The 25652-nt window shown below is 42.2% G+C and carries 15 protein-coding genes; 10 read left to right on the top strand and 5 right to left on the bottom strand.

Going from position 1 to position 25652, the window contains the following annotated elements:
- Positions 1–17: 17 nt before the first annotated feature.
- The 3 genes from EPX21_RS20270 to EPX21_RS20260 all read left to right on the top strand — a co-directional run bounded on the left by EPX21_RS20270 (position 18) and on the right by EPX21_RS20260 (position 6642).
- On the top strand, positions 18–1445 hold the full coding sequence (locus EPX21_RS20270) for a SusD/RagB family nutrient-binding outer membrane lipoprotein (RefSeq protein ID WP_134091482.1): 1428 nt from the start codon (positions 18–20) through the stop codon (positions 1443–1445).
- A 475-nt stretch (positions 1446–1920) separates the two neighbouring features.
- Complete coding sequence (locus tag EPX21_RS20265) at positions 1921–5172, top strand: SusC/RagA family TonB-linked outer membrane protein (RefSeq protein WP_134091481.1); 3252 nt, start codon at positions 1921–1923, stop codon at positions 5170–5172.
- 12 nt (positions 5173–5184) lie between these two features.
- Positions 5185–6642: a SusD/RagB family nutrient-binding outer membrane lipoprotein gene (locus EPX21_RS20260; protein ID WP_134091480.1), complete on the top strand. Its 1458-nt coding sequence runs from the start codon at positions 5185–5187 to the stop codon at positions 6640–6642.
- A gap of 338 nt (positions 6643–6980) precedes the next feature.
- Here EPX21_RS20260 and EPX21_RS20255 read toward each other — a convergent pair whose 3' ends face one another.
- A complete protein-coding gene (locus EPX21_RS20255) occupies positions 6981–8495 on the bottom strand; it encodes a hypothetical protein (protein ID WP_134091479.1) in 1515 nt (504 codons plus the stop codon).
- An 880-nt stretch (positions 8496–9375) separates the two neighbouring features.
- Between EPX21_RS20255 and EPX21_RS20250 the strand changes: the two genes are divergently transcribed.
- The 4 genes from EPX21_RS20250 to EPX21_RS20235 all read left to right on the top strand — a co-directional run bounded on the left by EPX21_RS20250 (position 9376) and on the right by EPX21_RS20235 (position 16444).
- Positions 9376–12594, top strand: a complete 3219-nt coding sequence (locus tag EPX21_RS20250; RefSeq protein WP_134091478.1) for a TonB-dependent receptor — start codon at positions 9376–9378, stop codon at positions 12592–12594.
- An 18-nt stretch (positions 12595–12612) separates the two neighbouring features.
- The gene (locus EPX21_RS20245) at positions 12613–14115 is read left to right on the top strand and encodes a RagB/SusD family nutrient uptake outer membrane protein (RefSeq protein ID WP_134091477.1); all 1503 of its coding nucleotides are present in this window, start codon (positions 12613–12615) and stop codon (positions 14113–14115) included.
- Positions 14116–14333: 218 nt separating this feature from the next.
- Positions 14334–15068 (top strand): LytTR family DNA-binding domain-containing protein, encoded by a 735-nt coding sequence (locus EPX21_RS20240; RefSeq protein ID WP_134091476.1) that lies wholly within the window; start codon positions 14334–14336, stop codon positions 15066–15068.
- A 248-nt stretch (positions 15069–15316) separates the two neighbouring features.
- A complete protein-coding gene (locus tag EPX21_RS20235; protein ID WP_134091475.1) occupies positions 15317–16444 on the top strand; it encodes a sensor histidine kinase in 1128 nt (375 codons plus the stop codon).
- On the opposite strand, the gene EPX21_RS20230 is transcribed toward EPX21_RS20235, so the two are convergent.
- From EPX21_RS20230 to EPX21_RS20215, 4 genes are all read right to left on the bottom strand, one after another.
- On the bottom strand, positions 16380–19190 hold the full coding sequence (locus tag EPX21_RS20230; protein WP_134091474.1) for a lantibiotic dehydratase: 2811 nt from the start codon (positions 19188–19190) through the stop codon (positions 16380–16382). The two genes, EPX21_RS20235 and EPX21_RS20230, sit on opposite strands and share 65 nt — an antisense overlap.
- A 114-nt stretch (positions 19191–19304) precedes the next feature.
- On the bottom strand, positions 19305–20519 hold the full coding sequence (locus tag EPX21_RS20225; RefSeq protein ID WP_134091473.1) for a hypothetical protein: 1215 nt from the start codon (positions 20517–20519) through the stop codon (positions 19305–19307).
- Positions 20506–21051, bottom strand: coding sequence for a hypothetical protein (locus EPX21_RS20220; protein WP_134091472.1), 546 nt, complete (start codon positions 21049–21051; stop codon positions 20506–20508). The genes EPX21_RS20225 and EPX21_RS20220 overlap by 14 nt, the downstream gene beginning before the upstream one ends.
- Before the next feature lie 84 nt (positions 21052–21135).
- The gene (locus tag EPX21_RS20215; RefSeq protein WP_134091471.1) at positions 21136–21672 is read right to left on the bottom strand and encodes an RNA polymerase sigma factor; all 537 of its coding nucleotides are present in this window, start codon (positions 21670–21672) and stop codon (positions 21136–21138) included.
- 345 nt (positions 21673–22017) lie between these two features.
- Here EPX21_RS20215 and EPX21_RS20210 point away from each other — a divergent pair, with 345 nt between their 5' ends.
- From EPX21_RS20210 to trmB, 3 genes are all read left to right on the top strand, one after another.
- Positions 22018–23202, top strand: coding sequence for a class I SAM-dependent rRNA methyltransferase (locus EPX21_RS20210; protein ID WP_134091470.1), 1185 nt, complete (start codon positions 22018–22020; stop codon positions 23200–23202).
- A 136-nt stretch (positions 23203–23338) separates the two neighbouring features.
- Entirely contained in the window at positions 23339–24790 is a 1452-nt protein-coding gene (locus tag EPX21_RS20205; RefSeq protein ID WP_134091469.1) for a M20/M25/M40 family metallo-hydrolase, read from the top strand.
- Positions 24791–24873: 83 nt separating this feature from the next.
- The gene (trmB, locus tag EPX21_RS20200; protein ID WP_134091468.1) at positions 24874–25524 is read left to right on the top strand and encodes a tRNA (guanosine(46)-N7)-methyltransferase TrmB; all 651 of its coding nucleotides are present in this window, start codon (positions 24874–24876) and stop codon (positions 25522–25524) included.
- The last annotated feature ends 128 nt before the right edge of the window (positions 25525–25652 follow it).

Raw genomic sequence — 25652 nt, 5'->3', positions numbered from 1 at the left:
TGTCAAACATATTAACAATGAAGAAGATATTTTTATATATAGCACCGCTGCTTATTTTAGCATCATGTGCAAAAAATCTGGACGACTATAACTACGATCAGAAGAACCCGGCAGTGGTGCCGGCAGGAGCGCTGTTCAGTAATGCACTTAAAGCATTGTCGGATAATGTCACAACACCCAGTGTAAATACAAACGTATTTCGCTTTTGGGTTCAACAGTGGACGGCGACGACTTATCAAGACGAACCGCAGTATGATTTCGTAACCCGGAATATTCCGCAAAGCTTTTGGGGGGCATTCTACCGGGACGTTCTGATGGATCTGCAAGAAAGCAAGCGAATAGCCACAGAGGATGAAGAAGTAGAGGAAGCCGTTCGCAATAACCAAATCGCTTGTACCGAAATTGCGGCCATTTACGCTTGGTCGGGCATGGTAAATACTTGGGGCGACTTACCCTATACGCAAGCCTTGAATATAGAGGAAAACGGTCAGCCAAGCTACGACGATGCCGCAACTATTTATGCCGACCTATTGAGTAGGTTAGACGCTGCTATTGCCTTGATCAATACAGGAGAGGCTGGCTTTGGCGATGCGGATTTACTCTATGACGGCGATATGGCCGGCTGGCTGAAATTCGCCCATAGTTTGAAGTTAAGAATGGCTATTACCTTAGCGGATGTGAATCCGGCAGAGGCTCAAGCCATAATTTCAGCATCTGCAAGCCTTGCTTTCACCAGTAATGCCGACAATGCAAGCTTTGCTTACAAAACGGCCACTCCAAATAATAATCCGGTATCAAATGCACTGAACCCTGCTTTTACAAGTCGTAGGGATTATGTAGGAGGAAAGCCCTTTATTGATGAATTAAACAGTCTAAATGATCCTAGGAGACCATTCTTCTTCACGACCATTAATGGAGCCTATGTAGGTGGAGGTATCGGAGCAAGCAATGAGTTTGCGCTGACTTCGAGTCCCAGTAACAAAGTTATCGCACCCGATTTCGAAGCGTTGTTGATGGACTACTCCGAGGTGGAATTCATACTCGCTGAAGCGGCTGAGCGATGGGGGATGGGATCCGCTGCAACGCATTACAATAATGCGATCGAAGCTTCCATTACTTACTGGGGGGGAACCTCATCCCAGGCGGCAGCTTATTTAGCGCAACCGTCGGTCGCCTATGCAACAGCGTCCGATAATTGGAAGGAAAAAATAGGCATTCAGAAGTGGATAGCATTATACAATAGAGGCTTTGACGCTTGGGTTGAATGGAAACGACTCGATTATCCTCAATTGTCGCCTGCCAGCGGAGCTGTGACGCCCAACATTCCTTATCGCTTAACCTACCCGCCGAGTGAGTATACCTTGAACGAAACGAATGTCAACGGCGCTGTTTCGAAGCTAGGCGCGGATGACGTATCTCACAAGATTTTTTGGGATGTGAATTAGTCTTTTAAACGAAGATCTTGTATAATTTGAAGAGGCCTTTCCCAATAGGGAGGGCCTTTTCGTTTTCACTTAGCCCGCTGTTCCAGACAAAAGTCACGTATTATGAACGTGAAATATTTGTTACAATAAGTTTCTCTAATGCTGTTTTAATGTGTTTGAACGCTACTGTTTGTAACATTTCATTATTTTTTTTGAAAATTTTAAAATAGAAAGAATATTTGCGTTAAAATTTTAACATTTTTTAACATCGGGGGGATGTTAAGGTCGGTGAGAATAGGCGAGAAAAGCGTTCATGCTATCTTGAGTTTTGAAGATGATACATGGAACAAAGATGGTATTTATTTATGGAGATTTTTACCCAAGACAAGACATTTGTACTCATTATTAAGCCAGGTGAATAAGGCCTACTCACCGGTTATCTTACGCAGTTGCTTAAATTCCCTTTTTATATATATTAAACTAAAATCAAACACACATGAAACAGAAACTACTAAGTTTTCTTCTGTATTCCGTCTTCCTATTAGGAATTGCGCATGCGCAGGAGAGAAGAGTTAGCGGAAAAGTCACTTCCAGCGATGGCGTGCCTTTTCCGGGCGTCTCCGTTCTCGTTACAGGCACTAGCTCTGGAACGCAAACGGACGCTAATGGTAATTATTCCGTAACCGTACCAGCGAATGCAACCACCCTCGTTTTCCGGTACATTGGTTATAATCCCCAGACCGTTGAAATCGGATCTCAAACTACCATTAACGTAATATTGGAAGAGTCAGCCTCTGAGCTAAGCGAAGTGGTCGTTACGGCTAATGCAATTGTAAGAGAGAAAAGGACTTTGGGATATTCTGCGCCGACTATCAACAACGAGGAATTGGTTGAAGGTAGAAGTACAAGTCCCTTGAACGCGCTCGTGGGAAAAGTAGCTGGAGCAAATATTACAACTACAGCCAATGCACCGGGTAGTTCGTCGCGCATTGTTCTGCGTGGAGGGTCTTCTATTGCAGGAAATAACCAAGCGCTTATCGTTGTTGACGGGATACCTATTGATAACAGCAGTGTCATCGGCGGCGGATCAAGCTTGTCCAGCGTCGACTTTGGAAACAGAGGTAACGATATTAATCCCAACGACATTGCATCAATTACTGTTCTAAAAGGTCCGGCTGCCGCGGCATTGTATGGTTCGCGTGCGTCAAATGGGGCATTGATTATTACAACGAAGAGTGGAAAGAAAGGTGCGGATAAGACCGAAATCACATTAACAACAACCAATTCCTTGTCGTCCATTCTGAAGCTTCCTGATTTTCAAAATGAATACGGACAAGGTTATTTTAATTACGACTACGATGAGAACGGGAATCCGACTTATACCAATGACCCAAAGGAGAACTGGAGCTGGGGTGCACCATTTACAGGAGTGGAGCAGGAATGGGGACAGGCAGTGGACGGTGTACGTTTGACGAAGCCATATTCCGCTGTTGAAAATAATGTAAAAGATTTCTTCAAAAACGGCTTTACCTCTGACAACAACCTGAGTTTTTCGGGAGGTGGTGAGAAAACCAGCTTTTATCTCGGACTAAATTCAACGAACTTCAACAACGTTTATCCCGGAAGTGAAGATACTTACAACAAATACGGTGTACGCTTCAATGGTACGACTGAATTTAGCAATAAGTTTTATGCTGGTATTTCGGTAAACTACAATAGGATTAACACTAATACCATAGGCGGTGGCCAGGACGACTTCTCTGTATACAATAACGTTTTACAGACACCGCGCGATATTCCTTTGACAGATTTAAAGGACTTAAATAACAAATATTATGGCTATGGCTACGTGGATGAAAATGGCGTGCCACAAGATGATAAATATGGTTATTATGGGGCTTACACGCTAAATCCATATTGGGTTCTGGAGAACTTTAAGAATTATAACGAAGTGAACAGGATCACTGGAAATGTAAACGTGGGATATAAGCCTGTTAGCTGGCTGGATATAAAAGAGCGCATTGGTGTGGACAACTACACCGATAGAAGGCGTTTTCAAGCACCAAAATACTCCTTTATTCCTGCAGATAATACAACGGGTAATTACTCAGCTTCTGCCAATTTGCAAAACAACAACGGAAAATATCAGATCGATCAATATAATGTCAATGAAATTGTTCATGATTTGATGGTGACTGCAACCCATGATTTTAATGACGACTTCAGTGCATCATTAATGGTTGGTAATAATATTAGGCAACGCTATACGTCCGATAGCGAAACAGCGACGAACGAAAGCGGCGGCTTAGTGGTACCGGGTTGGTATAATTTATCCAACAGTAACGGACCGGTAAACATCATTAGAGATTATATGAGTAAAAGAAGGCTTGTAGGCGTTTATGCCGATTTAAACTTGTCATACAAAAACTTTCTTTACTTAGAGGCTACAGCGAGAAACGACTGGTCTTCAACATTACCACAAGGCAATAATTCCTTTTTCTATCCGAGTGTTAGTGGCTCATTCGTCTTCAGCGAGCTATTTGATCAGGAGTCGAATATCAGAAACATCATCAGCTATGGTAAACTTCGGTCAAGCTGGGCGAAGGTAGGTAACGATACGGATCCGTATCAATTGCTTACGACTTTTTCCAGAGGTACTATTGCGGGTAGTTTTGGTAGCACTACTTTTCCTTTTGGAAATGTCGCTGCTTTGATGTCTGGTACCACAATAGGCAATGCTAACCTAAAACCTGAAATTACTAGGTCTTTTGAAGTTGGTGCAGAATTGGGACTTTTCAACAACCGCATGTCGCTTGATTTCTCTTATTATGATAACAACTCGAGAAATCAAATCTTAAGTATTCCGATTCCAAACTCGACGGGATATGGCTTCAGCGTTGTCAACGCAGGAGAAGTTCAAAACAGAGGGGTTGAATTAGCTTTGCGAGGAACACCGATCCGCACGGCGGGCGGGTTTACCTGGGAGCTGTTCGGAACCTATACGAAAAATAACAATAAGGTCGTTGAGCTGATGGAAGGCATTGATCAAGTGACTTTAGGTGGTTTTAGCGGTATGTCGATTGTTGCCGCGAAGGGCCGTTCATACGGTGAATTTTATGCGGTGACCAATGCTACGGACGATCAGGGACGAACTATCGTTGACGCAGAATCTGGCCTTCCGGTAAATACGGCCGAAGCGCAATATTTAGGTAGCTACAATCCGAAATACCAAGCGTCTTTAGGAACCAATATTCGTTATAAAAACTGGTCTCTTAACGCTTTGTTTGATACAAAACATGGAGGAATGTTCTTTTCGAGAACCAAGGATATTCTAGGATTCGTTGGAACATCTGCTGAAACAGGCGGTGATCGTGTTGATGTTATTTTTCCGAATTCGGTGTATCTAGACGAAAACGGCAATAGCGTCGTCAATACCGATGTTACTTATAACAAACAAGATTACTATCCTGCAATGGCCAGTGGTGTCAGCGTGCTTGATGGCTCGTTCGTGAAATTAAGAAACCTGACGCTTTCTTATCAATTTACAAAAGATCAGTTGAAAAATAGTCCTTTTGGCGCTTTGACGGTGGGCCTCTACGGCAACAACCTCTTTATCTGGACGCCTAAAGAAAATCAATTTGCGGACCCAGAGATTAACTCCGCTGGATCTGGTAATACTCAGGGATTCGATTTTACTGCACAACCGTCGTTGAGAAATTATGGTATTAACGTAAAAGTTTCCTTCTAAAGCGAATTAACAATGAAAAAGAAATTTAGATTTAATATAAAAGGCCTATTAGCACTCGCTGTGATTGCTAGTTTAGGTTTGAACGGCTGTAAAGACTTTTTGGATGTCAATGAAAATCCAAATAATCCAGACACTGCCGAGCCAAGTTTGTTGTTGCCAACAGTAGAAGCGTCCATAGGGCAAGTTGTAGGTAATGCCTTTCAGGTATACGGAGGAATGTGGGCCCAATACTGGACTCAAAATCCCTCATCTTCACAATACCGCGCTATCGATCAATACAACCAGACAAATAGCGCAACGGATCGCGTGTGGTTAACAATTTACCGCAATGCGCTAAATAATGCGCAGATCATGATTAATAATCAAGAAAGCTCAAATGATCACTTTAGAGGTATCGCCTATTTGTTAAAGGCATATACTTTTCAGGTGGCAACAGATGCTTTTGGCGATATACCGTTGAGTGAGGCATTGAGAGGTAACGAGTATGGCAGCCCCCGGTACGAAAGTCAACAAACCGTTTACGACAGTATATTTATGTATATCGACCAGGGCCAAGCTTTATTGGCCGTAGGAAACGCTGCAGCGCCTGGTAGCCAAGATATGATCTTTCAAGGAGACATAAGCAAATGGCAAGCTTTTGGTAATACCTTGAAGTTAAAGGCCTATCTCCGCTTGTCTCAAGTAGACGCAGAAAAAGCTAGAGCGGGTATTGAAGCGTTATACGCCAGTAATCCAACATTTCTTGAAGAAGATGCATCTATTGCTTACTCGACAACCGGTGGTAACGAAAACCCTTTGTATAATGAGATGGTCAACTTAGGCTATACACAAAACTTAGTAGCGAGTGGTACGGCTGTGACAGCGTTTGTGAGAAACGGGGATGCAAGACGGTTTGCATTTTACAGCCCTCTCAGCGGTCAAGATACCATCGCTTATATTCCGCAAGGAAGTTATAGTTCGAATAGTGGAAAACAAGTTTCTCCTCCATCAGCACTTGTAGGAGGGCATGCAAATAATCCCGCTTCTGCAACTGCACCCGTGAAGGTTATTTCGGCCGCGGAAAGTTACTTCCTGCAGGCTGAGGCTGTGGCAAGGGGATGGGCCTCTGGCGACACGAGGGCTTTATTTGAGCAAGGCATCAGGGAAAGCTTCAGCGCTGTAAACCTAGCGGGCGAGGCTGATACCTATATTGCAAACGGCGCAGATGCACAGCTTCCCGCCGATATGGAGGGGCAAATTAAAGCAATAATCACGCAAAAGTATTTTGCAATGTGTGGATTTCAAGGTTTTGAAGCTTGGACGGAATGGCGTCGTACAGGCTACCCAAGTTTTCTTGTTAGATCAGCGGCGTCAGTGATTGGCGGCGATCGCATGCCGCTCAGACTGATCTATCCTAGCAATGAAGTGAATACAAATGGAAATTTCCCAGGAACGGTTGTCGTTTACGAACCAGTATGGTGGGATAAATAAGACTTGATATTTTTATCCGAGCGATTTTGCTCATTACTCCGTTGGACAAGCTACTCGCTTGTTCAGCGGAGTTTTTGTTTGCGGTTTTCGAGCTACCATTTTGCTTGCTTAGTCCAAGTTGTTAAAAAGTGCTCAGTTCTGAGAACAAAGGCCATCGATAGGTTACCGTGGTTGGCTAGTTTTTTCTATTCCTCCTCTCATTATTACGTCTACAAAATGGGAAAGGTTTCCTAATTTTCCGCTTATAGTACAGGAACCTCGTTTGAACGCGGATTAGTACGCATTGCAAATATAGAATCAGCCTAAACTTTATATAGGTCAGGCTGTTCTTCTAGCGTTTATAGCTGCAAATCGGCAAGAAAGGTTTTTACTATTCTGGACTTTTTGCTGCCATCTTTTGGAATTACGTCGAACGAAACTCTGACAGAGACACTACCAATATCGACGGGCCTAGGCCTTGGTAGTATGCTTGAAAACCACGGGGCACTATGTGAAAAACTGGTGTAGTAAGTTTTGTCGTTAATAATTTCTTGTTGTCCGTATATTTCATTCGCGCTGGTAGGTATACCAGTTAATACTATTTCTTGCGTGATATTGCTGATGTTTGCTATAGATGAAACCGCTGGATTAATAACTAGGCTGTAAGAGTTGTCAACTATAGTATATGTCTGACGTACTAAATAAGCTTGATTACTACTTGTAGTAGTTACAGTTCGTTTGATTTTAGGCTTACTAGAAATATAGAAGACGCCAAGCGGCTCGTTATAGGCAGGAACAAATCCCGTAGTATTTGATTGATTGTACCCAGGAACGCTTAAAGCTTTGGATGTTATTAAGAAGTTTCCGGTTAGTGATCCGCTAAGGTTAACGTTAGCTTTTATTTTTAAGTTAACGTTGTCTTCTGAAGAATTCGACTTGCCACCGAAAATACCGCTAAATAAATTCTTAACGACACTGCCAACTCCGCCTGTAATATTCTTCGTTACGAGATCTTTTAAGCTGTTAAAAAGCTGAGTAGATATATTTGGCTTTATCTTCTCAACATCGCTATTGCCCTTAATGACTATATTGCCATCCCCAATTGAAGATGAACTGAAGCTTGGGCTTACTGTAAGGTCGTAGCCTGGGAGAGCAATACTACCCTTGACGGTCCCGTCTTGCGTTCCATTAATTGTTATGCTAGTTACCTGATTTGAGGATATTGGCCAAATAAAATTACATGTTGAAAAATTTTGAGCTGCCATGTTTTGGTCGTACGCTAGCTCGTATTCAAATGCATACCAAGTACTTTTTGCTACTTGCCATTGCTCTAGCATTGATGCCATATTAACTTTTTGGTTAAAATCGACAAATGTTGATGCGGCAAACTTCATGATAGGGGAGTTTGAGGAAGATGGATAATTTCCTTCTATTCCTAGCTTATGCACAATATTCGTTGAATTAATGAAGTTTGCATTATTAGGAATATAATAATACAATTTTATTAGGCCTCTATATTTGTTGTACAGAATGAAGTACAATTCATCAGAAATGGTATTTGTATCAAATGTATTAAATAGTAAGATCCACCCGTCGCTTTTCTTATAGTCATTTACCACTTCAGGCGTAATTTGCCGACTGGCTCCAGACGCCCAAGGAACTGGTATCTGGGTTGTATTCGGAGGGGTCGGCATAAAAGCAATGTTTTCCCAATCTAGCGGAGGCGTTGGAACCGGCACTGCTAGTAACTTAGCACTTGATGCTAGCTTTTTATTTGCTGTTAATGCTTGGTCACTAATCGGTTCATTTTTTTTACAAGAACTAGCCATTAATACTACAGCTAGCCCTATAATGAATGTAGAGGAATGTTTCATGTGTTTTATTAATTTTGTTTAGTAAAGTACGAATCTATTATAAATTGTTTGGTGTCTGTAAATGTTTACACCAATTGCCGGTTTTCTTACACCAAACTCGTTTTTCCATTTAACATAGAAGAAGTATAATCATTTATCTATTGGTAAATGTTTCGAAATAGGTAACGAATAGAATGATATCTGAGCAAATGATCGACCTAACTGTTGCATCCCCAATTGCGATATTGTGTGTCTTGAAATTAATTGGATAAGCAACTGTTACAATTCTTATTTCGTTTTAATGTATAAGTAACGCGTTGGCAAATCTTTTTTACTAGTTTATTGAAGCGAAATAGCATACCGTGCTGAGCGGTTTCGCTTTTTAGCCATATCCCCTCTGACCACGATATTGCCTCTTTTTTGAGTTTTTCTTCTTTCAGATTTGCCCAAAAAAGTTTTTAAGGAATTCAGTTTTTCATGGGTGCTATGTTTCCTTTTTTAACGTAATTGCTAAAAAATATTGTGAAATATTTTCAAAATGCTAGTTTTGCTGATAAAATTGTTAAAATTGTTTAATGTTAACCCTGAGGTATAGCGTATTGAAATAGATTTACACCAGCTTTTTTAGGATAATCAGACAGCTAAGAAGATTTCTTAACAGGTGAATTGTCTCTAGCCTACAGCCGTAATTTCTATATCTATCGCTAACGCGGGTCTAAGTTTGTTATGGTAAACAATCCTTTATTTATTCTTCATTGGACGACCACGCGGGCCTATATGAAAGGATATGCCTTAATCATAAAGCCCGGCGAATAGGGGATTTACCAATTTTCAGTTTCGAATATAAATGCTATCATTTTATATTTTTTAATCAATTAATTTTAATCAAAAAAACACACGCATGAAACAAAAACTACTATGTCTCTTCCTCTCATGTGCCGTATTAATCGGATCGGCATATGCGCAGGAGAGAAGGATTAGGGGAAAAGTTACTTCTGCCAATGATGGAACACCTTTACCTGGTGCCACAGTATCTGTAGCAGGAACCACACGATCGACACAAACCGGATCGGATGGTAATTACGAAATCCTTGTTCCAACTGGGGCAACTTCTTTAACGGCCTTTTATTTAGGTTTTCAAAGGCAAGTTGTAAGTATCGGTACCGGAGACCTATTGAATATTGCACTCAATGCCGATGTTGAAGAGTTGGCAGAAGTGGTCGTTCAAGTTCCTTATGGTGCTATCCGTAAAACGGCCTTTACAGGTTCGGAATCAACAATTACTTCTAAAACCTTTGAAAATCAGCAGGTAACCTCTTTTACCAGATCGCTCGAGGGCGTTGTGGCCGGTGTACAAGCGAACAATGGTGGCGGAGCCCCTGGAACAAGTGCTGATATCCGTATTCGCGGGATTGGATCAGTCAATGCAAGTTCATCACCCTTGTATGTAATCGATGGTGTTCCTTATTCTGGATCAAACGTCTCTATTGCTACAGACGACATCGAAAGCACTACCGTTCTCAAAGATGCTGCCGCAACCGCGCTATATGGTGCCCGCGCAGCTAATGGTGTGGTGATGATTACCACCAAACGTGGACGTACGGCGGAACCTAAATTAACGTTTACAGCACGCACAGGATTTATGAAGCGCGGGATTCCTGAATACGATCGCGTGAGTATTCCACAATACTATGAAGGTATGTGGCACGCTACCCGCAACAGCTTAGCAGGAGGCAATCCCGCAAATATTACAGACGAAATCAATAGTGCAGCGTCCGCAAGCTTAATTGAAGGATTGGTATACAATAATACTGATCAACCAGATGATCAAGTTGTTTTGCCTAATGGTACTTTTAATCCGAATGCAAGTATTCTTTATCAAGACGATTGGCAAAAGGAACTTTTCACGACACCTTTTCGTCAAAACTATAATTTGAGTTTTACCGGAGGAACGGAAAAAGGAAATTATTATGTTTCAATGGGCTATCTGGATGAGCCGGGCTTAGTTAGACATACTGGTTACGAACGCTTCAACGGTCGCGTGAACGCCAATTCAAAAATTAAGGAATGGCTATCTGCAGGATTGAATTTGGACGGATCTTTAGGCTACCAAGATAATATACTTGGTAACGGGACATATACTACCAACCCGTTTTATTACAGTCGTATTATGGGGCCGATTTATCCGGTTTGGCAAAGAGATGACCAAGGTGGATTCGTCATTGATCCTGTAACGGGTGAAAGAGCATTAGATTGGGGATTAAACTCGCAGATGGGAGCGCGGCCTTATGCCGGTAACTCAAATTTGGTGGGTTCGCTCGCTCTTGACGACCGCTCAGGTAAAATTGGAAATGCGAACTTCAATACTTATATAGAAGCTCGTTTTCTAAGGGATTTTACATTTAAGACGACTTTAGGCGGAAACTATTATAACCGGTATACCACTACCTATCAGAACTCCGAATTTGGTGACGCTGCCAACGTTTCCGGACGTTCAACAAAGATTCAATTGCGCCAACTTTCATACACCTTTAATCAGGTACTGACTTACGATAAGGCGCTTACACCTGATCATCACCTGAATGTATTAGCCGGACATGAAAATTACCGTTTAGAGCGGAATTTCCTTACCGCAACGCGTTCGGGCTTTCCCTTTCCCGGAAATACTGAATTGGCACCGGCAGCGACTTTGGAAGGCGCAACGTCATATGAAGCGTATCACCGCATCGAGGGTTATTTTAGTAGGTTAAACTATAGCTTTAAAGAGCGTTACTTACTTTCTGCGAGCTTTAGGCGTGATGGTACATCTAGATTTTATCCTGGCGGCGATGACTATGGCAATGCACAATGGGGTAACTTCTATTCGGTGGGCGCAGGATGGCGTATCTCGCAGGAATCTTTCATGCAAAATGTCGACTGGGTGAACGAGCTTAAATTACGTGGAAGTTACGGAGAGCAAGGTAATGAAGGAATTGTTCAGACACGTAGTTCAGACGAAACGGATCCAGAGAATCCTACTAACACGAATATTGACAACTTCTATGGTTGGCAGAGCTTGTATGAGCTGGGCCTAAACAACGTGAATTATCCGGGGGCGATTATCTCGACTTTACCGAATCCTAATCTAGGTTGGGAAAAAAATAAGGCGTTCAATGTTGGTTTGGACTTTGCATTGTTTAATAATCGCATTGAAGGATCGGTGGAATGGTATAACAGAGAATCGTCCAACCTTCTCTTTGAAGTGCCCTTGCCAACTTCAACCGGAATTAGTTCCATTTGGAGAAATGTCGGTACGATGTATAACCGAGGAATCGATTTGCAGATCGGCTATAATGCTATTCGGTCGGAAGACTTCGATTGGCGGATCGACCTGAATTTGAGCCATTACAAAAACAGGATTACCAAGTTGCCTGAAGAGAACCGCGCAGATGGTATTATCAGTGGTACTAAAAAGCTAATGGAAGGCGAAGACCTGTATCAGTTTTGGTTAAGGGATTATGCGGGGGTTGATCCTGCTAACGGAGATGCGCTATGGTACCGCGATGAGCTTAACGAGGCAGGAGAAGTCGTCGGTAAAACGACTACCAATAATATTAATCAAGCGACCTTCTACTATCATGGATCGGCGATTCCAGATGTTACAGGGGGCTTGTCTAACGCTTTCCGTTATAAGCAATTTGACTTATCAGTCTTATTGACCTTTCAACTGGGAGGCAAATTTTATGACAGCAACTATGCGGCTTTGATGCATCAAGGAAGTTATGGTAGCCACTGGCATACCGATATTTTAAATGCCTGGAAAAATCCGGGTGATGTGACCGATGTACCTCGACTACATAACCAAATTGCGGGAGCAAATGCAGGAAATGCTGTCTCGTCACGTTTCTTATTCGACGCATCTTATTTGAATATCAAGAATATTACCTTGGGATACACGTTTGAAAAAAGTACGCTCAGTAAACTTGGCCTATCTAATTTGCGCGTCTTTACCAACATCGACAATGCGCACATCTTTACTTCAAGAAAAGGGATGGACCCGCAGAGAGCCTTTACGGGAACTGCTGACTATACTTATCCGTTAATGCGGAATTTCACCTTTGGTGTAACTGTTGGACTATAAAACAATTGAATAGAAGTGATGAATAAGATATATAAAAGAATCAGTCTTGTCGCATTCGCTGGTATCTTCCTAGTGACAAGCTGTAAAAAGGAATATTTAGAAACGAACCCAACCGATAACGTTGATGCGGAGACCGTGTTTGAAACAACGGATGGTGCGATGGTTGCACTGAACGGAACGATCAGAACGATGTATTCTTCGCTTACCAACCACGGAAATTTTGGGCAAAAAGCCTATGATTTAGTGTCCGACTTGATGGGCGAGGATATGGTGGTTCATAGCCAGGGATACGGATGGTTTAACACCGACTACAACTATGCGCAAGCTAGTAATGCACAGCCGGATCAACGTCCCGACCGGACTTGGTATTACTATTATCGTATTATTAACAATGTGAACAGAATTATCGCTCAAGTGCCTAATGCAACAGGTACGCAAGAAGATAAAGACCACATTATAGGGCAATCTTTGGCATTGCGTGCGCATTCCTATTATTATTTAGTTAATTTTTTCTGTAAAACGGATTTGAACAGCCCCGGAGTGCCACTTTACACGGAACCAACCACGGAAGGCAAAGGTCGGGGAACGGTACAAGAGGTGTATAACCAAATTTTTGCAGATCTAACAGAGGCAGAGCGTCTATTGGCGGGAAAATCTAGAGTTCATCGATCGCATATTAACCTGGCAACTGCTCAAGGGATTCATGCGCGTGTAGCGCTTCAATATGGCGACTATAATACGGCGCTTCAAGTCGCGGATCAAGCAATTGCAAATAGTGATGCATCCTTGTTTACGCAAGGGCAATATACGGCTGCGGGTTTCAATACGCTGAGTTCTGCCGAATGGTTGTGGGGATTAGAAGTGAACGTAGAGCAATCAACCATCTTCGCATCGTTCTACTCGCATATGGATAACCGTCAGGCGACCGGAGGGTATGCTGCTTTGGGTACACAGAAGAAAATTACCAAAGCGTTGTATGATCAAATTCCGGAAGAAGATGTGCGTAAAAATATGTTTGCGGGAAGCCCTGATGCTGAACTGCCGATTTATTCGCAGGTCAAATTCCAACTTCGGCAGTCGGGTAATTGGGCTTCTGACTATTTGTTAATGCGATTAGCGGAAATGTATTTGATTAAGGCTGAAGCAGCAGCAAGGTTAGGGCAGGATGGAGTTGCTATTGACGCCCTACAAAGCTTGGTAGTAACGCGTTATCCATCGTACTCGGCTTCGAACCTTGGCGGTAATGCGCTTTTACAAGAGATATTGCTTCAGAGAAAGATAGAGCTTTGGGGTGAGGGATTCGGATTATTGGATATTAAACGTTTAGGCAACGGATTGAATAGACCAACTGGGCCAGGTAATCACGCCGGTGCCAACCTAAACGGAGGAACAGCAAATAACTTTAATCCTAATTTGTTCGATTTGCCAGCCAGCACGAACAGATGGTTGTTCGCTATACCTCAGGATGAAATCAATGCAAATAAAGCATTAAGTACCTCCGATCAAAACCCATCGGATTAATCAGGTAATGGAAACATAATGTCGGTATATCGAATAAAATGCTGGTATACCAAAAAAAGACTGCCCTCCTTCAGATAGGGCGGTCTTTTTTTTACTCGCTTGATTTATATGAATACTTTCAATGCGCATGGTATCGAATCGAATTCATTTTGTAAGGGTGATAGTTAAGTCTTGTGAAAGACGAAAAGTTTGGTTAAGTTTGAAGTAAACAAGTTCACATGACCCATACCTGTATTGTTATCGACGATGAACCCGATGCCATAGAGATTATCGCAGATTATATACAACAGATGCCTGAATTAAGACTGTTACACAGTTATGTTGACCCGATTCAGGCAATGACAGAAATTGGCCAAGGCGATGGTGTAGATTTTATATTCATGGATATCGATATGCCCCGTATATCCGGTTTAGATCTTTCCAGGGCGGTGCGGAGTAAGACGGATAAGTTGATTTTCACCACCGCTCATACTAAATACGCGTTCGAAGCATTTGAGGTGGAAGCTGACGCCTATTTATTAAAGCCTTTTACCTTTGCTAAATTTGCTTTAACGATCAGTAAATTAATCAAAGAGGATGTTAAGTCGCATGCGGAGGAGAGTACCAGGGAATTTTACGTTAAAACAACCGAGGAAAGGAATCGCTTTGTACGGGTCAAATTTGATGAAGTAATTGCTGTCGAAAGTGTCAAGAACTATATTAAAATCCACACGCTTTCGGAAGAAATTATGACCTATCTAACGTTAAAAGAGATAAAGGAACGTTTTGATGAAACGGACGATTTTATCCAAATTCATCGTTCCTTTATTATTTCGAAAAATTACATCGAGAAAGTGGAAGGGAGTCTTGTGAAACTTCCAAAGAATATACTTGTCCCCATAGGTACCTTTTATAAAGACGCCTTTTATGATTACCTATTAAAGAATACAATAAAGACTGGCCGTCATAACTAAACCAGTCTTTAAAACCAACCAACTAAAACTGTTTGAATTTTTAATTTGTGAAAGTCCACGTAAGAAGTTCGGTAGTGTTAGTTTCACTTTTTACCTGTCCATTTTTTTTAGCCTGTTTAAACAGGAAAACTGTTTTTTTTGTAATTTCAATCTTTTTCATGGCTTTTCTTTTAAAATTGGGAGTTATTATATTGCGGTGCAAAATTTTTACACAGAATGTGCTCTAGCTTACACGAAACCGAAAAATTATGGGTAAAACGTTTCTAAATTTTTTACTGAAATACCGTGCTCACATAATTACTTGGACAATATTTATGCTCTACGAAACGATGATCGTAGGCATCGTTTCAGGGAAATTTGGGAAGCCCCCTTCCTACATTGTACATTATGCGATCTATATAGGTTTGTTCTATTTCCATGCGCACTATGTTTTGCCTAGAATCCTGAAAAGAGGAATCGCCTTTCTTACATTGCCAGCAGGCATCGTCCTTGAAGTAATTGCGTATTATCTGTTTTATTATGTTATCGCAAATTTCGCTTCGTATTATCCTCACTTTTTTGGCATCGAACGTATTAACTTCGAAAGAGCTAATCTTATAAAGGTTACCTGGCGAACGTTATATTTCATTGGTTTCTCAACTGGATATTATTTCTTAATCAACTTATTGAAAGAAAAAGAGCGAACGGCCAGCTTGGAAAGACGGCAGCTTCACCAGATTATTGCACAACAGAAGATGGAAAAGGAATTGGCCAACGCACAGAACGCTTATCTGCGGGCACAGATCAATCCCCATTTTTTGTTTAATACGCTAAATTTTATCTACAACAAAACGCGGAAATCTGCGCCTATAGCGGCGGATGCTATCTTGACGCTGTCGGCCATGATGCGTTATGCGGTAGAAAGTAGTGAAGATAAAGGCTATATCGCTATTGAAGAGGAAATTGAACAGGTGCATAATCTCATTCACTTGCACCGACTGCGTCAGAACCATCAGATTTATTTCAATATAGAAGTAGAGGAAAAAGTCCGGAGTATTTGGATGATCCCTTTAGTTTTAATAACGCTAACGGAAAACATTTTTAAGCACGGTAATTTATCCTTGTCTAATCATCCTGCCACCCTAAGATTATATACAGATGAGGACAGCGTATTCATTGAGACAAAAAACTTAATTAATGCCATTCATAATACCACTGGTTTAAGCAAAGGCCTGGAAAACATCGCGAAGAGGTTGGAGCACACCTATGGCGATCAGGCTACATTTACTTATTTCCGCGATGGGAAAAATTATTTTCAAACCAAGGTGCAGATTAAACTGTCTGTTTTAAACGGCTTTGTCGGCTCCTTAGCTGTTTCAGATAAAATTGGTAAATAATAAACTCATGAACGCGTTGGTCGCTTGAAAAGAGCCTATTGACATGCATGTGGACTAAATCGCTAATTAATTGCAGGCGATCGTCTGCATCGCTTTGTTTCAGTAAATCTATTATTTCTTTCAAAGCGGTCTGATAGGCACGTTCAATCTTTTTTGTTGACGAAAAACTGTGATCGTCTTCCTTAAATGGTTCAAAGGCTTCGTTTATGGCTTTAAACTCCTTTATGCCGGCTTTAAATTCATCGGCAAAGGCATCGGCCCCCTTTTTTGCAAAAGCCATTACTTGGCTGTAATTAAAATCCAAGCCTTTGAATAAATCGTCTATTAAGCGTAGTACGAATCGATAGCTCGTTGGACGATCGATCTTGCTGTTGATAAGCAGTAATGTGTATTTACTTTCTTTCCAAAAGCAACGTTCTGCACGATCCATCCTGCTCAAACCATAACGCTCTATTTCTCTATGATAATTTTTTATTTGTAGATCTGTCACCACACCGCTACGGATGTCTTTTTCTAATAAAGCGGTTAAAACACTAACGGCTTTATGAAATGATGCCTTAGGTTCCTTTAGGTGCAGGCGTAGGCGGATATGTGGTGACGGAACGGAATAACGAATAAAGAACCACTTGCTCACGTGTTGCTTTATCAATTTTAGGTAGGCAGTTATCGTTTCGGTCAATATGACATCAGAACGTAATGAATGCGCGTATATTTCAAAATACAGCCAGTTTTGCCCTATAAGTGAAAGAGCGTCGGTATGGCTGTTCTTGGTGATGGCCCTTGAGACAGCTGTGTAGGGCTTCGTTTCGCAATAAAATTGAAGGTTCATTTCCGAAAGATATGGACGACCAAGCTCGTCTTCGACCAAGGGCTTTTTCGGTAAGGCTACTTCCGTAATATACTGCTCACCCCCATTTTTAGTGTATTGCAGGAAGAACTCCAGATCCTCATCCGATGCTGAATCGAATAAAAGAAACTGATCGTTACTGAAGCATTTGAATTTAGCGGGTATCGCTTCTGCTCGCAGCCACTTTTTTAATGCCTTAACAGGTGAAGTGGCACTAAACAAGGTTTTTTTTGGAACCTTCCACATGCGAGGCGAAAACACAACATTCTTGTAGGTTACTTGCGGATAGTAATCAAGGTTAGGAAATATCTTCGAGGGATTAACGGCCAGATTCGTTTGAAGGCCTTGATGTTGTATGTCGCATAGGAGGCGATAAACAGACAGGTCTGATCGCGAGTAATTATAGGCGCTCGCTAAGCGAGGCACCAGCCGTTTGGCTAATCTATTTGAACGGAGTATAACTTCATTGTTTCTCACACTAATTAGTAGGTCGTCCAGTGGTAAAGAATGCTCTTGATCACTCCAACCGACAAGGGTGACTTCATAATTATAAAGTCGGTTCCGACGGTTTACATTATCAACTTTTTTTTCCGATTGATAAGCGATGTCAAAAAACAGCACTTCTGGATTAGCAGCTTCTTCTTTCGCCACTAAGGTTTTGCAGTAATCTGTCAAGTTTGGTTCTTCCAATGTAAATCGGCCTAAAAGAGAGTTGGCCGTACAACCTCCGGCTTGTTCGACATACAATTGATCATCTACTTGCTTGACGATAGCGCCAAACGTGTTCGGTAGCGTAGCTTTCCTCAGAGGCAGCTGATGTTTGGCTAGGTCTGCTAGCTGAATATTTTCTCCTTTAAGTATGCCGTTTAATAGAAACTGATGGAATGGTGTGTAGGGGACTTGATCATTATTTTGCATTAACCGATTGTTCACCAAGCGGTCTACCAATTCGTCCGTACCGGGCGACGATTCCAACTCATTATACCCTACACCTATTTCGGGATCGAGTGCCTCTAATAAGCGCACTTCCCGGTATTCAAATTTCGACTGAAAGGCGCGCTTAAATTTTTCAAGCGGTTTATGAGAGGTTTGTGGCAGGTAGTCTTTTATGAAATTAATGGCTTCGGGTATCACTTTAAATTGTCCGCTGGAGACGCTGCCCTCCAGTAAGGACCGGGCCGAGATGAAATAAGGATCTCTTTGCGGTGCTGTTGACTTCAAGCCGACCCGCTTAAAATAATCGGTGCCGATGATATTCGGATGCAGATCGGTCAGTAGCAATTGCAATTCAATGAGCTGCATCAATAGGTCTTCTGCAACTGATAGGTGAAGCTTCTGCCTATGGGTAAGGTGTTCTACAATTTTTTCTTTGGCAATGGAATCCTTACATAGCATTAACACCGTTTCAATGACCGGCTGCCTTTCAATGGAGGCAATCTCAAAAGTTCCATCTTCTAAAGTGCTTATATAGCGTAGTTGGTCTCCGCAGGGATAAGCAGAGGTGTTGGCACGAATGAGATTGGCTTTTTTATATAGTGACTCCGTGTTGGATAATAACGTGTCTTTATGGACCCAATTGGTAAATGAGCGAAGGCTAGGTTCTTTTTTAAGAACAATTTTAGCCCCATATTTATTCATGGGCAGCAGCGTGATGGAACCGAAAAGTCCAAAAGGGGTGGCTCTGAACCGAGCGCGATTGAAATACTTCCAACAGGAGAATTTCACTTTTTGTGGAAGTTGATCATAGCCTTCGCTCGTGGTGTCTTTTATTTGTTCGTAAAGGTCTTTTGACGAAATTTTAATGGCCTCTTTCAGTTCGTCCCATTTATCATTTAATGTGTCTTCAAAAGAAAAAAGAGGCGTGCGGCAAATAACATGAGGAAGTAGTTTAGGGTCCATATAGATTACGTTTTATATAAGACGCAACTTTTAATTATTGGTTACATCTAAATTAAAAAGTAAAAATGGACCGAAGTTATAAGCTTAAAGCCTAATGCTTACAGCTTACAGCAACTACTTAAACGTTATCGAACCATATTTCGAGTCGATTCGTACCTGGTTAGCCGAACTTTTTCCGAAATAGCCATGGTAGGTTTTATGAAGCTTCGGACCACGTTCGCTAGGGTCGGGCTCTTCTTTTGTAATAACAGCATGGCCTTTGTCGAATCCGCCGTAGCTAACATCAACTTGATAAGAGAAATGAGCGGCAGGATCAATTCGGACAGTGCTCGACGAATATGCCGCATCTAGGTTCAATTTCCGAATGGTTTCGGCTAATCCAATCTTGAAGCCTCCGGAATATTTGATAGCAACATCGCCTGAGCTTTTAAGAACGCCTATTTGACTGCCACCACAATATCCAATGTTTAACTGTATATTTTCGGCTTCGCCTAAATCCATACTGCCATATTTGAAATCTAAGACGGCATCTTTTACAGACACAATTTTTGCTGATCCGTAGCTGGAATTAACGCGGATACTACTGCCCGACAATCTGCCGGCATTTAAACTGCCGTAGGAAACGTCCAAGTCTACACTGCCTGCTAAATCGGGCAAAATGACGGCACCGTATCTATTGTTGATGGTGAGCGAGTTCGTTTTTGGCAAGTACACCAGGTAATTGATCTGTACGCCTCGGTTATTTCCGCTAACAACATTGTTCCACCAACTTGATTTTCCCCTGTTGATTTGCGTAACCAATGAAATATTATTCGGAGACTTCGTTTCGGCAATGGAAACACTGTTGATGATTTCCTCGGCTTTGCTTCCCGAGGCTTCCACGGCCCTGATGACGATGTCTACTTTAATTTCATTCTTTGCCCAAGTCTTTACTTCCACCTTGCCATAACGGTTGTCAATAGTCAGTGGGGTGTTTCTGGACATAATATAAACTTTTTGTACCGTCTTCGTTTGTTCTACGCCCCCATTTTTTGGATCCAACAGGGGAAGCTCATTTTCCCAATCGATAGTTGCCGTCTTGCTTACTATTTTCTCTGCCTGCTCTTCAGAAAAACGGGCGATTCGCTCGGCGCGTTGCACAATTTCATCGGTGTTGATCTCTTTCAGCTGCTTTGTCAGCTTGTTCGTCATACCTTCAATTTTTGCAGCGGTCGCTTCAAGGCTATGGGCTAGTTTCTTTCCTCCGTTTTCGTCTTGAGCCAAGGTAAGCTGGCTCAGTATAAGCAAGGGAGCTATAGTTATATAGACAGCGATTTTATATCTGTTCATAAGGAGTCTTTTTTTCTTGTTTATGGATATAATTTAAAATTTCCAACTGTTGATTAAGAACTTCAATCTGTACCTTTAGGTTATTGATCATCGCTTCTAAGGTTAACTCTTTATTTGGACTTTGATTGAGTTCCGTTTTGAGTTGTTTGTAGTTTGCCTGCATTTTTTCAATAACCGCTGTAAATTCCTGATACAACTGTGGATCGTTCATAGCCATAGTCGATAAAGCATCTTTTTTCTCATTAATCAGCGAAGCGTATTCTACTTGTTGTTTCGCTAATACCGGGTCTATCTGACTGTAGTCAAGACGGGCAGACGGACGTGTATAGTAAAATAAGATGGCCGCACTAGCTATTAGCACCAACATGGCTGCTGCCGATACCATAGTCCTAAGACGTAAGGATTTCTCGCGCTTTTTTATTAAATCTTCCCCCTCGAAAACCGCTGTTATGTTCTCCCAAATCCCATCAGGTGGTAATTCATCATCAAATGCTTTCCTGTTGTCGGTAATGAATTTCTCAATATCTCCCATACTTAAATTTTTTACGAAGCTCCTTTTGGCCAAAGAGCGGCTTCTATTAACTTTCCAAACCCACATTTTGATGGATACATTATTTTAATTCTTAAGTATCTCCAATAGTTTTCTTTTTGCTCTTAAAAATTGCGTACGAGAAGTGTTTTCGCTGATTTTGAGTATATGGGCGATCTCCTCGTGGTCGTAGCCTTCCAATAGATAAAGCGTTAAAACCAGGCGATAACCCGCTGCTAATTGATTGATCGCTTCTTTTACCTTTTCTAATTGAAAGCTGTAGTTGCTTTCTTCGATCTCTTCATCCGCTACATCGTCTATATCGCTGATAGATTCAAAAACGACGGTTCTCTTTCTTAGCGCCGAGAGCGATTTATTAACAACAATCTGTTTCATCCATAAGCCGAAGGTACTTTCTTGCCGAAAGCTGTCCAACCGCTTAAAAGCGTCAATAAATGCGTCCTGCAGCACATCAGCCGCTTCCTCCGCGTCGAGCACAATACGCAAAGCTGTATTATACATGGCTTTCGAATAAAGCTTGTACAATTTAAATTGAGCTTGCCGGTTGCCTTTCTTACAGTCGGCAATCAAATCTTCATGCGGGTCGCTATAGCTGACTTCCAATGTAATTATTTATTGTTCTTTGTCTAATAGACGCAGCAGGTTGAAAGGTGTTGCATACGGTTGCTGTTTTTTTGGGAAATAGTTGTTGGTTATTAGTTATTAGTTGCCAGTCCATTATTGCCTTATCCCTTATTTCCTGTAGCTTATCCCTATACCTTAGGCCTTATACCTTAGGGCCTAAGGTATAGTGCTTACAGCTTAATGCTGGTGCTTTACCGCTTTTTATCACATCCATGGTGGAGAATGCCAGCCATTTTATCTAAGTTTGACCTTGTTTAAGAGAGGCATCTAAAGAGTTGATTCGGAAACGGCAACTTTTTGGATGCCTGCGTTAGGGCACTAAAGATGGCAGAAATTATATTAAAAAAAGGTAAAGATAAAGCGGCATGGCAATTACACCCATGGGTGTTTTCGGGAGCGATAGCAACGACGGGGGGAAAGCCGACAAATGGCGATGTAGTACGTGTTTATAACGACGATCGTGAATTCATCGCCTATGGTTATTACAACGGCGAGTCGCGTGTAGCAATACGCCTGTTGGAATGGAATCCGGCAAAGCAGATCGATGAAGATTGGTGGCGAGCGCGCATCCGGAAAGCAGTCGGCGCAAGGGCCAGTCTTTTTACCAACCAAACCAATACCGCACGGCTTATTTTCAGCGAAGCCGATTTTTTACCGGGATTGATAGCAGATCGCTTCGGCGACTTTATATCCCTACAGATATTAACCGCCGGTATCGAGCGTGTAAAAGCCATCGTTATTGATGAATTGAGGCAATTGCTGCAACCGAAAGGCATCTATCAACGGGAAGACGGGGCGGCGCGGGCCCATGACGGTTTAATGGCTGAAGGAGGCGTCCTTTTTGGTGAGCACCCTCCAGAATTCGTCGACGTAATCGAAAATGGCGTCTCTTATAAGGTGAATATAGCCGCCGGGCAAAAGTCCGGCTTCTACTGCGATCAGCGAGTCAATCGATTAATTGTAGCCCAATATGCTTATGGTAAAAAGGTGCTCGACTGTTTTTGCTATTCAGGTGGTTTTAGCTTAAATGCTTTAAAAATGGGGGCAGCAGAAGTGTATAGCGTTGATAGCTCCGCCCTGGCCATGGAGACCTTAGGTCATAATATAAGCGAGAACGGACTCGATAGCGCCAGGCATAAAGCCATTCAAAGTGACGTCAATAAGCAGCTGAAGCTATTTAAGGAACAAAACGAAAAATTCGATATCGTTATTTTAGATCCTCCGAAATATGCGCCGTCAAGAAGCAGTTTAGAAAAAGCTTCCCGCGCGTATAAGGAACTGAATCGACTAGGTTTGTCTTTGCTGCAAAGCGGGGGACTCCTCGCTACCTTTTCGTGCTCTGGCGCTATGGACATCGATACCTTTAAACAGGTCTTGGCTTGGGCTGCGCTGGATGCCGGAAAAGAGATACAGTTTATTTATCAGTTTACCCAGCCCGAGGATCACCCCATTAGAGCCTCTTTTCCTGAAGGGGAATATTTAAAGGGATTACTTTGTCGGGTTGTTTAATAATTGTTTCCGATAGCTTTCGGCAAAGCAGTGTTGTAGAAAAAAGACGTTAAAATATGCGGCCAACAATTGTTTTTACCTGCAAATCGTTAATATTGCATATCACTTAATCATTTGGTCACTAATTTTGAATAATATGCTTAAATGCTTCCTATCCTTCACGCTCTTTTTTCTCGTTTCCAGCGCTTTTTGTCAGTCGAACGAAACATTGATTTCTACTTTCAAGGCGATAAACGATGAGGTACTCCATCATTCGGAAGCTTATACCTCGCTAGCAACAGCTACCGAGCGCATCGGGCATCGATTAACAGGCTCAGAGAACGGTGCTAAGGCAGAGCAATTTGCCTACGACCTCTTCAAGTCCTATGGTTTCGAGGACGTGTCTTTTCAAGCATTTGAAGCAGAGGGCTGGAGCAGAGGTACCCTTTCAGTCAAGATAACAGATAACAGGAAAGATATCAAAGCGGTAGCGCTTGCCCATGCGCCACAAAAGGTCGATTTAACTGCAGAATTGGTGGATATGGGAAGTGGGTTGGAGACCGACTACCTGGCAGATCCCGGCAAAGCGAAAGGGAAAATTGTTTTGGCTTATTTAGGTGTGTTGCCAGATGCTGACCCACTTGCAAAAAACTTACATCGATCGGAGAAAACTGCGCTGGCTATTAAATATGGAGCAAAAGGAATTATGCTTTATAATACGGTTCCAGGCGGGGTGTTACTCACAGGAACTGCTTCTGTGACAGGAAGCCTGATTTCAATTCCTGCTGTATGTATTGGTTTGGAAGACGGCTTGGCCCTAAAAGATTCGTTGGCAAGCAAGGGAAAAGTAATTGCTTCTATTGCAATGACAAACTATGCCGGCCCGATCACCGCCCGTAACGTTATCGCGCGTATAAAAGGGACTGCATTACCGGAAGAAAAGATAGTCGTTGGCGGACATTTAGACAGTTGGGATTTGGCTACGGGGGCAATTGATAACGGTATAGGCGCTTTTGCAGTAATCGATATGGCTCGGACGCTTAAAAAACTGAACCTGAAACCGCGTCGAACGATTGAATTCGTGCTCTTTATGGGCGAAGAAGAAGGTTTGCTTGGTTCGAAAGCTTATGTGCAACGAGCTATAGAGGATAAGCGTATCGATGATATTCGCTATATGCTGAATTTTGATATGACCAACAATCCAAAAAGTTTTCAGGCAAGCGTAGAAGAAAGTAGACCCTTGTTTGAGACCATCGGAAAACAGGTGCAGGCTGTAGACACAGCGTTTAAGAATAACTTTCAGGGCAGAACTGGTTTACACAGCGATCATCAGCCCTTTATGCTGCAAGGGATACCTACCGGTGGCGGCGGGGATACTTACCTAAGTAAGGACGTTCTTAATTGTTATCATGCCGATTGTGACCATATAAACTTGGTGGACAAGCAGGGGCTCATCAATACCGTTCGCTTTAGTGCGATGCTGGCCTACGGCATAGCGGATGCCCCGGAGATTGAGGCCAAAAGGCTTTCCGACGAAGAAGTAAAGGCGCTCATGATTAAAAATAAACTGGAAGAGCCACTGCGCATTTCAGGCGATTGGCGTTGGTAGGTGTTCTAGGCCACTCGCAACCGGCAACGGACAACTCACAACTATTTTGCGTATAAAACTTTTTATCTAAGTTTGCACCCGCAATGGGAAAAGATAAATTGAGAAAATTTGCTGAGATAGCAACCTTTGATAACGTGTTACAGTTGGAGGAGGGAAAAGTGATGAAAGGGAAGTGGGCCTCACAACATTTTGGTAACAACAACCCTGTCGTGCTGGAGCTCGCCTGCGGCAAAGGGGAGTATGCCGTAAATATGGCGAAGCTTTTTCCGGAAAAGAATTTCATTGGTGTAGATTACAAAGGGAATCGTATTTGGAGGGGCGCGAAAACCGCACGGGAGGAGCTGATAAATAATGTCGCTTTTTTAAGGATACAGATTGAAACCCTACTGGACTTCTTTGAGGAAGGAGAGGTAGACGAAATTTGGATAACTTTTCCCGACCCGCAACCTCAAATTAGTCGCGAAAAGAAGCGCTTAACGTCCGATAAGTTTTTAGCGCGTTATCGTCATGTTCTGAAAGAGGGAGGCTGCGTCAATTTAAAAACGGATAACGACGGTCTACACGCCTACACCTTCGGTAAAATAGAAGAGCTTAAACTGACGCTCCATTGCAAAACGGAAGATTTATATCGTTCCGAACTCGTAAATGATATGCTTGCCATAAAGACTTACTACGAAAAAAAATACTTAGCCGACAATAAGAATATCAACTACCTGAAATTTTCGTTTAATTAGTCGAAATTACAGTTCGCACACGGTGGCGTTATCATTAAAGCATTAAATTGATATCCCGGTCATCCTTCGTACATTGGATATACGCGCTAATTTCCCTAAGTTTGCAGCGTCAGATCTTATTAACAAAC

Origin of the sequence: Olivibacter sp. XZL3 (assembly GCF_004368405.1) — a bacterium.
In the GTDB taxonomy this organism is placed as follows: domain Bacteria; phylum Bacteroidota; class Bacteroidia; order Sphingobacteriales; family Sphingobacteriaceae; genus Olivibacter.
This window is presented reverse-complemented; position numbering and strand designations above follow the sequence as displayed.

Coding starts and splice junctions, on each gene's coding strand:
- EPX21_RS20270 (WP_134091482.1), top strand. CDS start 18: ATGAAGAAGATATTTTTATATATAGCACCGCTGCTTATTTTAGCATCA.
- EPX21_RS20265 (WP_134091481.1), top strand. CDS start 1,921: ATGAAACAGAAACTACTAAGTTTTCTTCTGTATTCCGTCTTCCTATTA.
- EPX21_RS20260 (WP_134091480.1), top strand. CDS start 5,185: ATGAAAAAGAAATTTAGATTTAATATAAAAGGCCTATTAGCACTCGCT.
- EPX21_RS20255 (WP_134091479.1), bottom strand. CDS start 8,495: ATGAAACATTCCTCTACATTCATTATAGGGCTAGCTGTAGTATTAATG.
- EPX21_RS20250 (WP_134091478.1), top strand. CDS start 9,376: ATGAAACAAAAACTACTATGTCTCTTCCTCTCATGTGCCGTATTAATC.
- EPX21_RS20245 (WP_134091477.1), top strand. CDS start 12,613: ATGAATAAGATATATAAAAGAATCAGTCTTGTCGCATTCGCTGGTATC.
- EPX21_RS20240 (WP_134091476.1), top strand. CDS start 14,334: ATGACCCATACCTGTATTGTTATCGACGATGAACCCGATGCCATAGAG.
- EPX21_RS20235 (WP_134091475.1), top strand. CDS start 15,317: ATGGGTAAAACGTTTCTAAATTTTTTACTGAAATACCGTGCTCACATA.
- EPX21_RS20230 (WP_134091474.1), bottom strand. CDS start 19,190: ATGGACCCTAAACTACTTCCTCATGTTATTTGCCGCACGCCTCTTTTT.
- EPX21_RS20225 (WP_134091473.1), bottom strand. CDS start 20,519: ATGAACAGATATAAAATCGCTGTCTATATAACTATAGCTCCCTTGCTT.
- EPX21_RS20220 (WP_134091472.1), bottom strand. CDS start 21,051: ATGGGAGATATTGAGAAATTCATTACCGACAACAGGAAAGCATTTGAT.
- EPX21_RS20210 (WP_134091470.1), top strand. CDS start 22,018: ATGGCAGAAATTATATTAAAAAAAGGTAAAGATAAAGCGGCATGGCAA.
- EPX21_RS20205 (WP_134091469.1), top strand. CDS start 23,339: ATGCTTAAATGCTTCCTATCCTTCACGCTCTTTTTTCTCGTTTCCAGC.
- trmB (WP_134091468.1), top strand. CDS start 24,874: ATGGGAAAAGATAAATTGAGAAAATTTGCTGAGATAGCAACCTTTGAT.